We start from the raw sequence: 15,692 nt of genomic DNA on the forward strand, positions 1-15,692 counted from the left end.
AAGCAGCCAGTGCAGAATGGCTATCAGAATGGGAGATTTATTCAGAAGAGGGTGGTGGGGCAAAGATTACTCGTCGCTGCGCTCCTCGCCCTTCGGGTCGTTGCCTGCGGCAACGCGCTCTCGCGATGCTCGAGTCGAACCTGGTCGAAGCTTCTCATCCTTCCCCAAACGGAGAATATGAAGGAAGAGAGTGTGTCGTGAGCTGGAGAGTATTTAAGAAGATGGTGGTGGGGGAAGGATTACTCGTCGCTGCGCTCCTCGCCCTTCGGGTCGTTGCCTGCGGCAACGCGCTCTCGCGATGCTCGGGTCGAACCTGGTCGAAGCTTCTCATCCTTCCCCAAAAGGAGAATATGAAGGAACAGAGTGTGTCGTGAGCTGGAGAGTATTTAAGAAGATGGTGGTGGGGGAAGGATTCGAACCTTCGAAGTCTGTGACGGCAGATTTACAGTCTGCTCCCTTTGGCCGCTCGGGAACCCCACCAGGGGTAATTCAAATTGTGATGCAGGACGTAGATGGTGGTGGGGGAAGGATTCGAACCTTCGAAGTCGATGACGGCAGATTTACAGTCTGCTCCCTTTGGCCGCTCGGGAACCCCACCACGGGGTCACTACATTGTATGGTGTTGCAGAGGAAGGATTGTTCGGAGCTGCGCTCCTCACCCTTCGGGCCGTTGCCTCTGGCAACGTTCTCTCGCTGGTGCTCGAGTCGAACCTTCAAAGTCGATGACGGCAGATTTGCAGTCAGCTCCCTTATGATCGCTCGGGAACCCCACCACGGGGTAAAGCTTTTTACTGGCCGCTTCCTTCTCGGGAAGCGCGGCGCATCATACCAAATGACGCGCCTCTGTAAAGCACTCAATCGTGAAAATGAATCGGTTGCCTGCTTTTTGCCCGTAACGCTGTAAAGCCAGGCAACCTGAATAAAAGGCGATCAAAGAATGATTGTGCGGTTGCCGTAAACAAAGACGCGCTGGGCCAGAACCTGGTAGAGCGCGCGGCTGAGCACATTTTTCTCCACGTCGCGACCGGCACGCATCATATCTTCAGCAGTATAGGTGTGATCAACATGAATCACGTCCTGCATGATGATCGGGCCTTCATCCAGGTTGTCGTTCACATAGTGCGCAGTCGCGCCAATGATCTTCACGCCGCGCTCGTAAGCCTGGTGATAAGGGCGTGCGCCGATAAACGCCGGCAGGAAGGAGTGGTGAATATTGATGATCTTATTCGGAAAGCGCGAGACAAAATCCGGCGTCAGGACGCGCATATACTTCGCCAGCACAACATAATCAGGTTGATGGGCTTCGATTGCTTTCACCATCAGATTGTCGTGCGCTTCGCGCGTTAAACCTTCGTGGCTCACCAGCTCGAAGGGAATGTCAAAGCGTTCTACCAGCGGGCGCAGCGTCTCATGGTTGCCGATCACCGCGGCGATCTCCACATCAAGACCGCCATAGTTGGCTTTCATTAACAGATCGCCCAGGCAGTGCGCCTCTTTGGTCACCAGGATCACCACGCGACGACGACCCGCAGCGTTCAGTTCGCGCACAGAGCCTTCCGGCAGCGCGCTGTCGAGATCGGCCAGCAGCGTGGCATCGTTGAAAATGCCTTCAAGCTCGGTGCGCATAAAGAAGCGGCCGGTGCGATGGTCGACAAATTCATTATTCTGAACAATGTTGAGTTCGTGCTTATAACAAATGTTCGTAATGCGAGCGATAAGGCCCTTCTGATCGGGGCAGATGGTGCGCAGAATTTTACGTTGTAAAGAGTGCATTGCCGGGTAAATCCTGTTGAGTGTGTTTGTTAAGGGTGATGCCGGCTTATTGCCCGCAGCACTTTTTAAATTTTTTACCTGATCCGCAGGGGCAGGGATCGTTACGACCAAACTGTGGGCGCGTACCATCGATGTAGTACCATTCGCCGTTTTCCTTTAAAAAACGGGAACGTTCAATAATTGCGCCATTTTTGTCATTCTCGCGAAAGCGAGCAACAAAACTGACATAACCTTCATTGTCATCGCGGCCGTAAGCGTGCTCAAATAGCGTCAGTCCAAGCCAGGTTGTGTTCGCGAAACCGGCCTCAATCTGTTGGCGAAAGGTGTGTGCCGCGCAGGTGGGGTGCCAGGTTTTCACCAGATAATCCGTCTGATGTAAGACAAAAGCGGTATAACGAGAACGCATCAGGCGAGAGGGATCCGGCGCCGCGTGTTGACCAGACAGATAAGGCTGGCAACATACGCTATACTGCTGAGCGCTACCGCAAGGACATGTTTGAGACAAAACAGCATTCCTGAAACAATAATAACGGCGCAGCACGCGCCAGGGTGGCAATATGTTAACTGAGCCGCCGCGTTGTGGCTACAGTAAGCCGGGGGAAGTGAAGTACGCGGAATGAGAACGGTAAAAATCGGTCTGGCGCTGGGTTCTGGCGCAGCCAGAGGTTGGTCGCACATCGGCGTCATTAATGCGTTAGAGCGCGCCGGCATTACTATTGACGTTGTGGCGGGATGCTCTATCGGGTCATTAGTTGGCGCGGCATACTCCTGCGGACGGTTGTCGCTGCTGGAAAATTGGGTGCGCTCTTTCCGCTACTGGGACGTACTGCGGCTTATGGATCTCTCCTGGCGCCGCGGCGGGTTGCTGCGTGGTGAACGCGTCTTCAATCAATACCGCCAGCTCCTCCCTTTCGACGAGTTTAGCCACTGTGAAAAGCGCTTTGGCGCGGTCGCGACTAATCTGAGTACCGGACGTGAGTTGTGGTTTACCGAAGGGGATCTGCACCGTGCCGTGCGCGCCTCCTGTAGTATTCCCGGATTGATGTCGCCCGTAGCGCATAATGGCTACTGGCTGGTCGATGGCGCGGTGGTCAATCCGGTCCCGGTCTCATTAACCCGTGCGCTGGGCGCTGACATCGTTATTGCCGTCGACCTGCAGCACGACGCGCATTTAATGCAGCAGGATTTGCTCTCCGTAACGCCCTCCGATAGCGAGATGGAAAAAGGCAGCGGTGAAGCACTGCGCTGGCATCAGCGTCTGCGCGAGCGGCTTAGCCGCACCACGCCGAAACGCCCGGTGACGCCGACTGCGATGGAGATCATGACCACCTCGATCCAGGTGCTGGAAAATCGCCTAAAGCGCAACCGTATGGCGGGCGATCCGCCGGATATTTTGTTGCAACCCATTTGTCCGCAAATATCCACTCTCGATTTCCATCGTGCTGATGCAGCCATTGCTGCCGGGCAGTTAGCGGTGGAAAAGAGAATGGACGAGTTACTTCCGCTGGTGCGGACTTTAGCGTGAACATAATTTTTATAAGACTTCAGCAAATTCTGACAGGCGAGTGTCGTCGAAGCATGCCACTATTGATCTACTGTCAGGCAGGGGAGAAGAGATGACGCAGCCGTTGGTCGGGAAACAGATATTGATAGTGGAAGACGAGCTCGTTTTCCGATCGCTGCTGGATTCATGGTTGCAATCTCTCGGCGCAACAACGTTGCTGGCCGGAGACGGAGTGGATGCGCTGGAGCAGATAGCTGGCAATCAACCCGATTTGATTATTTGCGACCTGGCCATGCCGCGTATGAATGGTCTCGCGCTGGTTGAAACGCTGCGCAACCAGGGCATACAGACACCCGTGTTGGTGATTTCGGCCACCGAAAATATGGCTGATATTGCAAAAGCGCTGCGTCTGGGCGTTCAGGATGTCGTCCTGAAGCCGGTTAAAGATTTTAATCGTCTGCGGGAAACGATCTTCGCCTGTATCTACCCGAATATGTTTAATTCCCGGGTCGAAGAGGAGGAGCGTTTATTCCAGGACTGGGATGCGCTGGTGGATAACCCGCAGGCCGCAGCGAATTTATTAAAAGAGCTTCAACCACCTGTACAGCAGGTCATTTCCGGCTGCCGGGTAAATTATCGCCAGCTTGTTTCCGCTGAAAGCCCCGGACTGGTGCTTGATATTGCACCGCTTTCCGGTCACGACCTCGCATTCTATTGTCTTGATGTCACCCGTGCCGGCAATAATGGCGTGCTGGCGGCGCTGCTGCTGCGCGCATTATTTAATGGCTTACTTCAGGAACAATTGTCACATCAACGCCAGCGCTTACCTGAAATGGGTGCTTTACTTAAGCAGGTAAACCAGTTGCTGCACCAGGCCAATTTGCCGGGGCAGTTCCCGTTACTGGTGGGGTATTACCATAGCGAGCTTAAGAATTTGTTATTAGTTTCGGCCGGTTTAAACGCCACCTTAAATACCGGTGAACATCAAATTCAAATCAGCAGTGGCGTTCCTCTCGGTACGCTTGGGAATACCTACCTGAATCAGGTAAGCCATCGCAGCGAAGCGTGGCAATGCCAGGTCTGGGGTGCAGGCGGGCGGTTACGCTTAATGTTGAACGCGGAATGAGCGATCGCGTGGCGAAGCTCAGATAGATTTACCCGTCGTATAAAAACGGGTGCTAATATCGCCGCAGTTTATTCGTATTAATCCTAATTAGTTGTTAGCGCGTCCTTTTCAGACCTGGTCATTGGGTTGGTACTGATATACTCAGACGCGAGTTAATTCATGAACCTGTTCAAATCATGGACAGTCCAGGAGATTTCAATGGCTGCAATAAATTCGAAAGTGACTAAAGCAGTAATCCCGGTCGCGGGGTTGGGAACGAGGATGCTACCAGCTACGAAGGCGATTCCGAAAGAAATGTTGCCGCTGGTTGATAAGCCATTAATTCAGTACGTGGTCAATGAGTGTATTGCCGCGGGTATTACTGAAATCGTTCTGGTAACACATTCATCTAAAAACTCTATCGAAAACCACTTTGATACCAGTTTTGAGCTTGAAGCCATGCTGGAGAAGCGCGTAAAACGTCAGCTTCTTGAAGAGGTGCAATCCATCTGCCCGCCGCACGTGACCATCATGCAGGTGCGTCAGGGTCTGGCGAAGGGCCTTGGCCATGCGGTCATGTGCGCGCACCCGGTTGTCGGCAACGAGCCGGTTGCTGTTATCCTGCCGGACGTTATCCTTGATGAGTTCGAGTCCGATCTTTCACAGGATAACCTCGCAGAGATGATCAAACGCTTCGACGAGACGGGTGCCAGCCAGATCATGGTTGAGCCGGTCGAAGACGTTACCGCTTACGGCGTAGTGGACTGCAAAGGCGCCACGCTGAATCCGGGCGACAGCGTGCCGATGGTTGGCGTGGTAGAGAAACCGAAAGCGAACGTCGCGCCGTCAAACCTTGCAGTGGTAGGCCGTTATGTCCTGAGCGCCGAAATTTGGCCGCTGCTGGCGAAAACGCCTCCGGGAGCCGGGGATGAGATCCAGCTTACCGATGCTATCGATATGCTGATTGAAAAAGAGACGGTTGAAGCCTATCACATGAAAGGCAAGAGCCACGACTGCGGTAATAAACTCGGCTATATGCGCGCCTTTGTAGAATATGGCATTCGCCATAAGTCTCTTGGCGAAGAGTTTACAGCCTGGCTGAACGAAACGGTAGGCACTGCTAAAGCATAAGCCCCGGCGCTGACACTAAATAAGGTCGACGTTAATCGTGCTGAGCACAGATTAGCGTCGGCTTTTTTATTGGGCGTCGATCGGAAGGCGCCTGGAAAAAGGGGGATAAGAAAAAGCTTATGGCACCGCTAATAAAAAAATGGCGGGATTTTGAGCGCAGTGCATCGATGCTAACACGCACCGCCTACATTCAGCATATTTGTGAAGAAATTGTGGAGTATGGGCAAAAAAATCCCGCCAGCGGCGGGATATTAAAAGCAGATAAGAGATTACTCACTTACGCGAGCAGGAAATCTTCCAGCTTTTTACCTTGTTCATCGATAGCTTTTTTGATGACTGCTGGAGTACGACCCTGGCCGGTCCAGGTTTTCGTTTCACCATTTTCATCTACGTAGCTATATTTAGCCGGACGCGCAGCGCGTTTTGCTTTTGTGCCCGTTTTAGCTGCAGCCATGCTGTTCAGCAATTCATTCGGGTCAATACCATCAGCAATCAACATTTCACGATATTGCTGCAATTTACGAGTACGCTCTTCAACTTCAGCTGCGGCAGCGTTCTCTTCTTCACGACGCTCATTAACCACAACTTCTAATTTTTCCAGCATCTCTTCCAGTGTTTCCAGCGTGCATTCTCTTGCCTGCGCGCGCAGAGTACGGATGTTGTTCAGAATTTTAAGTGCTTCGCTCATTGTAGTAATCTCAAACTTATATTGGGGTGGTTTGTTGGGCTAATAATAGAGCGTTAAATTCAGCAGTGCAATAGCCGCGAATGTAAGGAATTCAAAATAGCCCTTTATTTAAGTCTTTTCTAAATACCGCTATCTTAAATTTTTAATCAACAACCACACTGCCAAACAGGTATAAACGTGCAGATCAGGTTTGTTCATATGTGAAGGTGAAGCGATATTTTTTGATTATTCCTTCAGGAGAAATAGCCATAATGGATAAATAACAACCGCGTCTATTACTGTGTTAAATCCGCTTACTTTAGTAAAATTTTAATAATTTCTGAATGATATGATAAGAATCACCGCATATGAGCAGGACACTAACGTCCTGAATTTGTTATTGCTGTTTCTTATGCAGTTACAAAACGCGCCATCGGAAAACGCACATTTATGCGTAAAGCTGACTACAGGATCAACCTAAGCTGCAACGGTTGCTCAGGCCACACCGTTAAAACATGATACAATTCGCCGCAGGATCATCACACTTTGATTAGGGTTTTGCGCGCAATGGCACAGCTTTATTTCTACTATTCAGCAATGAATGCAGGGAAATCGACGGCATTACTACAGTCCTCGTACAATTATCAAGAGCGAGGCATGAGAACGGTAGTTTATACCGCAGAAATTGATAACCGCTTTGGTGCAGGGAAAGTCAGTTCCAGGATTGGTTTATCCTCACCTGCACGACTGTTCAATCAGCACACCTCGTTATTTGACGACATAAAAGCTCAGCACGAACAAGAAGCCGTGCACTGCGTGCTGGTGGATGAGTGTCAGTTTTTGACGCGGGAGCAAGTATATGCGCTTTCCGAAGTGGTGGATGAACTCGATATTCCCGTTCTCTGTTACGGGCTAAGAACCGATTTTCGCGGTGAGCTGTTTGGCGGCAGTCAGTATTTACTGGCGTGGTCAGATAAATTAGTTGAGCTTAAAACCATCTGTTTCTGCGGGCGTAAGGCGAGTATGGTGTTGCGGCTCGATCACGCAGGACGTCCTTATAATGAAGGCGAGCAGGTGGTTATCGGCGGCAATGAGCGCTACGTGTCCGTTTGCCGTAAACACTATAAGGAAGCGCTGGCGGAAGGCTCGCTTGCGACAATACAAGCGCGGGTGAGAGGCTAGCGGTAGCTTTATGGCGTTCTGCTAAATTTATTCTGATTGTGCAGAAAATAAAAAACCCGCCGAAGCGGGTTTTTTTATGACGCTATACCATTAAGCGGTTTTTTTCGCTTTCTTTTCAGCTTTAACTGGTGCCACTTCCACTTTTGGCGCGGCAGCGGCTTCACCCTCTTTATATTCGCGACCGTAGAAGGTATCCAGCAGGATCTGCTTCAGCTCTGCAATCAGCGGGTAGCGCGGGTTCGCGCCGGTGCACTGGTCGTCAAACGCATCTTCAGAGAGTTTGTCGACATTCGCCAGGAAATCCGCTTCCTGTACCCCAGCTTCGCGGATAGATTTCGGAATACCCAGCTCCGCTTTCAGGCTCTCCAGCCACGCCAGCAGTTTCTCAATTTTTGCTGCGGTCCGGTCGCCCGGTGCAGAGAGGCCCAGATGATCGGCAATCTCTGCGTAACGGCGGCGTGCCTGCGGACGGTCATACTGACTGAAGGCGGTCTGTTTAGTCGGGTTGTCATTCGCGTTGTAGCGAATAACGTTACTGATCAACAAGGCGTTAGCCAGACCGTGCGGAATATGGAACTGCGAACCCAGTTTATGCGCCATGGAGTGACACACACCAAGGAAGGCGTTAGCAAACGCGATACCGGCGATGGTTGCAGCACTGTGTACACGTTCACGGGCAACCGGGTTTTTCGACCCTTCGTTATAGGAAGCCGGCAGGTTCTCTTTCAGCAGTTTAAGTGCCTGCAGCGCCTGACCATCGGAGAACTCAGAAGCCAGTACGGAGACGTAAGCTTCCAGCGCATGGGTTACCGCGTCCAGGCCACCAAAGGCGCAGAGGGATTTCGGCATATCCATCACCAGGTTGGCGTCAACTACCGCCATATCCGGGGTGAGGGCATAGTCTGCAAGCGGGTATTTCTGACCGGTGGCATCATCGGTAACTACCGCAAACGGCGTCACTTCAGAACCGGTACCGGAGGTGGTAGTCACGGCGATCATTTTCGCTTTGACGCCCATTTTCGGGAATTTATAGATACGCTTACGGATATCCATAAAGCGCAGCGCCAGCTCTTCGAAATGGGTTTCCGGGTGTTCGTACATCACCCACATGATTTTCGCAGCATCCATCGGGGAGCCGCCGCCGAGGGCAATAATCACGTCTGGCTTAAAGGAGTTCGCCAGTTCAGCGCCTTTACGCACCACGGTCAACGTCGGATCGGCTTCCACCTCGAAGAAGACTTCGGTTTCCACGCCCGCAGCCTTCAGCACGGAGGTGATCTGGTCAGCGTAACCGTTGTTAAAGAGGAAACGGTCGGTCACGATCATGGCGCGTTTGTGACCATCAGTAATCACTTCATCCAGCGCGATAGGCAGGGAGCCACGGCGGAAGTAGATTGATTTCGGAAGTTTGTGCCACAACATGTTCTCAGCTCGCTTAGCAACGGTTTTCTTGTTGATCAGGTGCTTAGGACCAACGTTTTCTGAGATGGAGTTACCACCCCACGAACCACAACCCAGAGTCAGGGAAGGCGCGAGTTTGAAGTTGTAGAGGTCACCGATACCCCCCTGAGAAGCCGGGGTGTTGATGAGGATACGCGCGGTTTTCATCATCTGGCCGAAGTGGGCCACACGTTCAGGCTGATTATCCTGGTCGGTATAGAGGCAGGATGTGTGCCCGATACCGCCCATAGCGACCAGTTTCTCTGCTTTAACGACCGCATCGTCGAAATCTTTCGCGCGATACATGGCCAGCGTCGGAGAGAGTTTCTCATGGGCGAACGGCTCGCTCTCATCCACAACGGTAACTTCACCGATCAGGATTTTGGTGCTTGCCGGTACGCTAAAGCCTGCCAGTTCGGCGATTTTGTGAGCCGGTTGACCAACGATAGCCGCGTTCAGCGCACCGTTTTTCAGGATAATATTCTGAACTGCTTTCAACTCCTGACCCTGCAGCAGGTAACCGCCGTGGCTGGCGAAGCGCTCGCGCACCGCATCATACACGGAGTCAACCACGACAACAGACTGTTCGGAGGCGCAGATAACACCGTTATCGAAGGTTTTTGACATCAGCACGGAGGCGACAGCACGTTTGATATCGGCAGTTTCGTCGATTACCACCGGGGTGTTACCCGCGCCGACACCGATAGCCGGTTTACCGGAGCTGTAAGCGGCTTTTACCATACCCGGACCACCGGTCGCGAGAATCAGGTTGATATCCGGGTGATGCATTAAAGTATTAGAGAGTTCGACGGAAGGTTGGTCAATCCAGCCGATTAAATCTTTTGGCGCACCAGCTGCGATTGCTGCCTGCAGCACAATGTCCGCCGCTTTGTTGGTGGCGTCTTTGGCACGCGGATGCGGAGAGAAGATAATTGCGTTACGGGTTTTCAGGCTAATCAGTGATTTAAAGATTGCAGTAGAGGTGGGGTTGGTTGTCGGTACAATACCGCAAATAATGCCGATAGGCTCAGCGATAGTGATCGTGCCGAAAGTATCATCTTCCGATAACACGCCGCAGGTTTTCTCATCTTTGTACGCGTTGTAGATATACTCAGAAGCAAAGTGGTTTTTAATCACTTTATCTTCGACGATACCCATGCCGGATTCTGCAACGGCCATTTTCGCGAGAGGGATTCGAGCATCTGCGGCAGCCAGGGCGGCGGCGCGGAAGATTTTATCTACTTGCTCTTGAGTAAAGTTGGCATATTCACGCTGGGCTTTCTTCACACGTTCAACGAGTGCGTTCAGTTCAGCGACATTAGTAACAGCCATAATGCTCTCCTGATAATGTTTAAACTCTTTTAGTAAACCATCTGCCCAAACTGCCATTATAGACATCGCCGTCGCAGGTTGCGTAAAGCTATGCAGGACACCATATTACAACGCGCTTTTGCCGCTGATTTACTAAAAGAGCCTTAACGAAAGGGGAGCAATTATTGACATTTCTGCTCTCTATTCGTGGCATCAAGGTTACCCACTTCTGAGTAATTAATGCGTGATCCACATCAAGTTTTCACTAAGCTGACACCTTTCAGCTTGACCGATTTTTGTTATTTGTATCAATTGTTAACAGTCATCTGCGGAATATAGCGCGGCTTTTTCACATTCAACTCAACTCAATAACACCCTGTTTTATCGGGGATATTGCTGAATGAACTGATGGACTCCACAAAAAAATCGCGTATCTTCTGCATGGATTTTCCTGTCACGCTATTGTTTCTAAAGTACTGGCGATAACGCGGAGCTTGCTGTGGATCACTTTGCATTTGATTTTCCTCTCTATTTTAAATTTTTCGTCGGTCTTTTTGCGCTGGTAAACCCGGTTGGCATCATCCCGGTCTTTATCAGTATGACCAGCTATCAAATGGCTGACGCGCGCAATAAAACCAACCTTACCGCAAATTTCTCGGTCGCCATCATTCTCTGGACGTCACTCTTTCTTGGCGACACCATCCTGCAACTGTTTGGCATCTCAATTGACTCTTTCCGTATTGCCGGCGGGATTCTGGTTGTCACCATCGCGATGTCGATGATCAGTGGCAAGCTGGGGGAGGATAAACAGAACAAACAGGAGAAATCGGAAACGGCTATCCGCGAGAGCGTGGGCGTGGTGCCGCTAGCGTTGCCATTAATGGCCGGGCCAGGGGCGATCAGCTCTACTATCGTTTGGGGGACGCGTTACCACACGCTTGCACACCTGATTGGCTTCACACTGGCCATCGCGCTGTTTGCGCTCTGCTCATGGGGGCTGTTCCGCATTGCACCCTGGCTGGTGCGCCTGCTCAGGCAAACGGGCATTAACGTCATCACGCGTATTATGGGCTTGCTGCTGATGGCTTTAGGCATTGAGTTTATTGTCGCGGGCGTGAAATCGATTTTCCCCGGCCTGCTGAATTGATTCATTCTTTCATTTATATAGGTTTTATTTTTCTGAGCGCGAGAACTTCGCGCTTTCGAATGTAACCCTGCTCGCATAATTAGCAAAAGATATGAAGAATCAGCAATAGGGCTTCAGGCATAACAAATAGCAATAATCAGAAAAGCTGTTTTCTATCATGGAATTATAAGTTTCACGAATCATTAATGACTGCATTTTGAGCAAATAACTCTGTTATTTCTCTCACATCATACTATTGGGCTTGCCGAGTCATTATTGAAATGATATTAGTACTTTCAATCTCCTCGCAGAGGAATGTGCTAAAAAGTAGTCAATTGTTGATTTTTTGTGCAAATTCCCGCGAAGGCAGCCAATAAGTATCACAAGGCCGTGGTGCTTCTTTATCTGATTGATAATCAAAAAGAAAAAAACAACAGGGAGACGCAGTCGTCATTTCGCTGCGGCTGCCGCTACGCCGTAAAAGAGAAATGGTTAACAAATTTGCAAAATGTATTGGCGGCGGTCCCGGGCATTTGTTATTTTCCGGCGAATGTCTTTATCAGCCTCATAATTTACACCGTAAAGCGATTTAATGAGAATCGTTTTCAATTAGAAAATAAATATCATGAATACAACGCGTCTCGACAGGGGAGGCGCGTTAATGAATCGACGCGAGATTGCCGTTCGAGCGATCCGTAATAAAAAAGTCGGTGATAGCAGAAGTAAAAAAAGATGTCTGAAAGCGCCAAAAGCTCCTGCGCTATTCAGGCCCCCGAACAGGGGATGATACAGCTGGCATAAATGTCGGTAATTATAATGATTGGAGTCACAACACAATGTCCATCATCACAAAGAAAAGCGTAGTTGCAGCAGGCATCCTGGCAGCGCTTATTTCCGGTAACGCAGCCTTCGCGGCCGACGTACCGGCTGGCGTTCAACTGGCGGAAAAACAGACGCTGGTGCGCAATAACGGTGCTGAAGTGCAATCTCTCGATCCGCATAAAATCGAGGGCGTTCCGGAATCAAACGTTAACCGTGACCTGTTTGAAGGTCTGCTTATTTCCGATGTTGAAGGCCACCCGACCGCCGGTGTTGCTGAAAAATGGGAAAACAAAGATTTTAAAGTCTGGACATTCCATCTGCGTAAAAACGCCAAATGGTCAGACGGTACACCGGTCACTGCCCATGACTTCGTCTATAGCTGGCAGCGCCTGGCCGATCCGAAAACCGCCTCTCCATACGCCAGCTACCTGCAATATGGTCACATCGCGAATATCGACGACGTAATCGCCGGTAAGAAACCTACCAGCGAACTGGGGGTAAAAGCGCTTGATGATAATACCTTTGAAGTGACGCTGAGCGAGCCGGTTCCCTATTTCTACAAATTGCTGGTTCACCCGTCCGTTTCCGCCGTGCCAAAATCCGCAATTGAAAAATTTGGCGATAAGTGGACCCAGCCTGCAAACATCGTCACCAACGGTGCCTATAAGCTGAAAGATTGGGTGGTCAACGAACGTATCGTTCTTGAGCGCAACACCAACTACTGGGATAACGATAAAACCGTTATTAACCAGGTGACCTATCTGCCAATCTCTGCAGAAGTGACGGACGTCAACCGCTACCGCAGCGGCGAAATCGACATGACCTATAACAACATGCCGATTGAACTGTTCCAGAAACTGAAAAAAGAGATCCCGAAAGAAGTGCACGTCGATCCGTACCTGTGTACGTATTACTATGAGATCAACAACCAGAAAGCACCGTTCACTGACGTTCGCGTTCGTACCGCCCTTAAACTGGCGCTGGATCGTGACATTATCGTTAATAAAGTGAAAAACCAGGGTGACCTGCCGGCCTACAGCTACACGCCGCCATACACCGACGGTGCAAAACTGACCGAACCGGCCTGGTTCAAAATGACCCAGGAACAGCGTAACGCCGAGGCGAAAAAACTGCTCGCCGAAGCGGGTTACACGGCTGATAAACCGCTGAGCTTCAGCCTGCTGTATAACACCTCCGATCTGCACAAAAAACTGGCGATCGCCGTTGCCTCAATCTGGAAGAAAAACCTGGGTGCCAACGTCAAGCTGGAGAACCAGGAGTGGAAAACCTTCCTCGACACGCGTCATCAGGGCACCTTTGATGTGGCACGTGCTGGCTGGTGTGCGGATTACAACGAACCGACCTCCTTCCTGAACACCATGCTTTCAGACAGCTCGAACAATACCGCGCACTATAAGAGCCCGGCGTTTGACAAGCTGATCGGCGACACGCTGAAAGTGACCGACGAAGCGCAGCGCGCTGAGCTTTACTCCAAAGCTGAACAGCAGCTTGATAAAGACTCCGCTATTGTTCCGGTCTACTACTACGTGAACGCCCGTCTGGTTAAACCATGGGTAGGTGGCTATACCGGTAAAGACCCGTTAGATAATATCTACGTGAAAAACTTGTATATTATCAAGCATTAATGGCAATGAGTGGGGCAGGGCAACCTGCCTCACAGTGTCTTATTTTTATCGCACCAGAACACACATCGGTCGCAGACGGCACTTGGGCCGTCTGAAAGAGAATGTGTAAAAGGCACAAGCCAGAAGGTACGGGCAATGTTGAAATTTATCCTGCGTCGCTTTCTTGAAGCGATTCCAACACTCTTTATTCTGATCACGATTTCGTTCTTTATGATGCGTCTCGCGCCGGGAAGTCCCTTCACCGGTGAACGTGCGCTTGCGCCGGAAGTGATGGCCAACATTGAGGCGAAATACCATTTAAACGACCCCATCACCACCCAGTATTTCAGCTACCTGAAACAGCTGGCGCATTTTGATTTTGGTCCGTCGTTTAAATATAAAGACTACACCGTGAATGATCTGGTGGCGGCAAGCTTCCCGGTTTCCGCTAAATTAGGCGCCGCGGCGTTTATTCTGGCGATTGTGTTCGGTGTAACGGCGGGTGTTATCGCCGCGTTAAACCAGAACACCAAATGGGACTACACGGTAATGGGGTTAGCCATGACAGGGGTAGTGATACCCAGTTTCGTTGTCGCACCGCTGTTAGTGATGATATTCGCCATTATGCTCCAGTGGCTGCCGGCCGGCGGCTGGAATGGCGGGGCACCTAAATTTATGATCCTGCCGATGGTCGCGCTCTCACTCGCCTATATCGCCAGCATCGCGCGTATCACCCGTGGTTCGATGATTGAAGTGCTGCACTCCAACTTCATCCGCACCGCGCGCGCCAAAGGGCTGCCGATGCGCCGGATCATCTTCCGCCACGCGCTGAAACCGGCGCTGCTGCCCGTGCTCTCCTATATGGGCCCGGCCTTTGTCGGCATTATTACCGGCTCCATGGTTATCGAAACGATTTACGGCTTGCCGGGCATCGGTCAGCTGTTCGTGAACGGCGCGCTTAACCGCGACTACTCACTGGTGCTGAGCCTGACCATTCTGGTCGGCGCGCTGACCATCACCTTCAACGCGATTGTTGATGTGCTCTACGCCATCATCGATCCGAAAATTCGTTATTGAGACTGGAGTTCGCCATGATGTTAAGTAAGAAAAACAGCGAGGCGCTGGAAAACTTCAGTGAGAAGCTCGAAGTCGAAGGGCGTAGCCTTTGGCAGGATGCGCGTCGCCGTTTTATGCACAACCGCGCGGCGGTCGCCAGCCTGTTTGTGCTGGTGCTGATTGCCCTGTTCGTGACGCTGGCACCGATGCTGTCGCAGTTCAGCTACTTTGATACCGACTGGGCGATGATGTCCAACGCGCCGGATATGGAGTCAGGGCACTACTTCGGTACCGACTCCTCCGGGCGCGATCTGCTGGTGCGTGTTGCTATCGGCGGGCGTATCTCGCTGATGGTCGGCATCGCTGCTGCGCTGGTGGCCGTGGTTCTCGGAACACTCTACGGTTCGCTCTCCGGCTACCTGGGCGGCAAAACCGACTCAGTGATGATGCGTCTGCTGGAGATCCTCAACTCCTTCCCGTTTATGTTCTTCGTTATCCTGCTGGTCACCTTTTTCGGGCAGAACATTCTGCTGATCTTTGTGGCTATCGGTATGGTCTCCTGGCTGGATATGGCGCGTATTGTGCGCGGCCAGACCCTGAGCCTGAAGCGTAAAGAGTTTATCGAAGCGGCGCAGGTGGGTGGGGTCTCTACCGCCAACATCGTGATGCGCCATATCGTACCGAACGTGCTTGGCGTGGTGGTGGTCTATGCTTCGCTGCTGGTGCCGAGCATGATCCTGTTCGAATCCTTCCTGAGCTTCCTTGGCCTCGGTACGCAGGAGCCGCTCAGCAGCTGGGGTGCGCTGTTAAGCGATGGCGCAAACTCGATGGAAGTGTCTCCATGGCTGCTGCTCTTCCCGGCGGGTTTCCTTGTGATCACCCTGTTCTGTTTCAACTTTATCGGCGATGGCCTGCGTGATGCCCTCGACCCGAAAGATCGTTAAGGAGTG

At 51.4% G+C, this 15,692-nt stretch carries 13 protein-coding genes, 2 tRNA genes and 3 other RNA genes; 9 read left to right on the forward strand and 9 right to left on the reverse strand.

Going from position 1 to position 15,692, the window contains the following annotated elements:
* Window positions 1–49: 49 nt before the first annotated feature.
* The 7 genes from PU683_RS12730 to PU683_RS12760 form a co-directional block, all read right to left on the reverse strand.
* Window positions 50–179, reverse strand: a non-coding RNA gene (locus PU683_RS12730) — RtT sRNA.
* Between the two features lie 43 nt (window positions 180–222).
* Window positions 223–352: non-coding RNA, RtT sRNA (locus PU683_RS12735), on the reverse strand.
* A gap of 43 nt (window positions 353–395) precedes the next feature.
* A tRNA-Tyr gene (locus tag PU683_RS12740) sits at window positions 396–480 on the reverse strand.
* A gap of 33 nt (window positions 481–513) precedes the next feature.
* Window positions 514–598 (reverse strand) — tRNA-Tyr (locus tag PU683_RS12745).
* Window positions 599–619: 21 nt separating this feature from the next.
* Window positions 620–764: non-coding RNA, RtT sRNA (locus PU683_RS12750), on the reverse strand.
* 166 nt (window positions 765–930) lie between these two features.
* Window positions 931–1,773, reverse strand: coding sequence for a formyltetrahydrofolate deformylase (gene purU / locus PU683_RS12755; RefSeq protein ID WP_023478636.1), 843 nt, complete (start codon window positions 1,771–1,773; stop codon window positions 931–933).
* A gap of 46 nt (window positions 1,774–1,819) precedes the next feature.
* Window positions 1,820–2,278 (reverse strand): YchJ family protein, encoded by a 459-nt coding sequence (locus PU683_RS12760; RefSeq protein WP_277174289.1) that lies wholly within the window; start codon window positions 2,276–2,278, stop codon window positions 1,820–1,822.
* Window positions 2,279–2,389: 111 nt separating this feature from the next.
* Between PU683_RS12760 and rssA the strand changes: the two genes are divergently transcribed.
* From rssA to galU, 3 genes are all read left to right on the forward strand, one after another.
* Window positions 2,390–3,298: a patatin-like phospholipase RssA gene (rssA, locus tag PU683_RS12765; protein WP_277171982.1), complete on the forward strand. Its 909-nt coding sequence runs from the start codon at window positions 2,390–2,392 to the stop codon at window positions 3,296–3,298.
* 91 nt (window positions 3,299–3,389) lie between these two features.
* Window positions 3,390–4,403: a two-component system response regulator RssB gene (rssB, locus tag PU683_RS12770; RefSeq protein ID WP_277171984.1), complete on the forward strand. Its 1,014-nt coding sequence runs from the start codon at window positions 3,390–3,392 to the stop codon at window positions 4,401–4,403.
* Window positions 4,404–4,601: 198 nt separating this feature from the next.
* Window positions 4,602–5,513 (forward strand): UTP--glucose-1-phosphate uridylyltransferase GalU, encoded by a 912-nt coding sequence (gene galU / locus PU683_RS12775; RefSeq protein ID WP_277171986.1) that lies wholly within the window; start codon window positions 4,602–4,604, stop codon window positions 5,511–5,513.
* A 277-nt stretch (window positions 5,514–5,790) separates the two neighbouring features.
* Here galU and hns read toward each other — a convergent pair whose 3' ends face one another.
* Window positions 5,791–6,201 carry a histone-like nucleoid-structuring protein H-NS gene (hns, locus tag PU683_RS12780; RefSeq protein WP_023478663.1) on the reverse strand — a complete coding sequence of 137 codons (411 nt, stop codon included), beginning with the start codon at window positions 6,199–6,201 and terminating at the stop codon, window positions 5,791–5,793.
* A 546-nt stretch (window positions 6,202–6,747) separates the two neighbouring features.
* Here hns and tdk point away from each other — a divergent pair.
* The gene (tdk, locus tag PU683_RS12785; RefSeq protein WP_277171989.1) at window positions 6,748–7,362 is read left to right on the forward strand and encodes a thymidine kinase; all 615 of its coding nucleotides are present in this window, start codon (window positions 6,748–6,750) and stop codon (window positions 7,360–7,362) included.
* 90 nt (window positions 7,363–7,452) lie between these two features.
* Here tdk and adhE read toward each other — a convergent pair whose 3' ends face one another.
* Window positions 7,453–10,134, reverse strand: a complete 2,682-nt coding sequence (gene adhE / locus PU683_RS12790; protein WP_277171991.1) for a bifunctional acetaldehyde-CoA/alcohol dehydrogenase — start codon at window positions 10,132–10,134, stop codon at window positions 7,453–7,455.
* Window positions 10,135–10,612: 478 nt separating this feature from the next.
* On the opposite strand from adhE, the gene PU683_RS12795 reads away from it, so the two are divergent.
* From PU683_RS12795 to oppC, 5 genes are all read left to right on the forward strand, one after another.
* Window positions 10,613–11,260 carry a YchE family NAAT transporter gene (locus tag PU683_RS12795; RefSeq protein ID WP_277171993.1) on the forward strand — a complete coding sequence of 216 codons (648 nt, stop codon included), beginning with the start codon at window positions 10,613–10,615 and terminating at the stop codon, window positions 11,258–11,260.
* Window positions 11,261–11,587: 327 nt separating this feature from the next.
* Entirely contained in the window at window positions 11,588–11,938 is a 351-nt protein-coding gene (locus PU683_RS12800) for a hypothetical protein (protein ID WP_277171995.1), read from the forward strand.
* Between the two features lie 137 nt (window positions 11,939–12,075).
* A complete protein-coding gene (gene oppA, locus PU683_RS12805; protein WP_277171997.1) occupies window positions 12,076–13,707 on the forward strand; it encodes an oligopeptide ABC transporter substrate-binding protein OppA in 1,632 nt (543 codons plus the stop codon).
* A 135-nt stretch (window positions 13,708–13,842) separates the two neighbouring features.
* Window positions 13,843–14,763: an oligopeptide ABC transporter permease OppB gene (gene oppB / locus PU683_RS12810; protein ID WP_277171999.1), complete on the forward strand. Its 921-nt coding sequence runs from the start codon at window positions 13,843–13,845 to the stop codon at window positions 14,761–14,763.
* Between the two features lie 14 nt (window positions 14,764–14,777).
* Complete coding sequence (oppC, locus tag PU683_RS12815) at window positions 14,778–15,686, forward strand: oligopeptide ABC transporter permease OppC (RefSeq protein ID WP_023478831.1); 909 nt, start codon at window positions 14,778–14,780, stop codon at window positions 15,684–15,686.
* The last annotated feature ends 6 nt before the right edge of the window (window positions 15,687–15,692 follow it).

The organism is Candidatus Kosakonia sp. 282A-S69, from assembly GCF_029433855.1.
In the GTDB taxonomy this organism is placed as follows: Bacteria; Pseudomonadota; Gammaproteobacteria; order Enterobacterales; family Enterobacteriaceae; genus Kosakonia; species Kosakonia cowanii_A.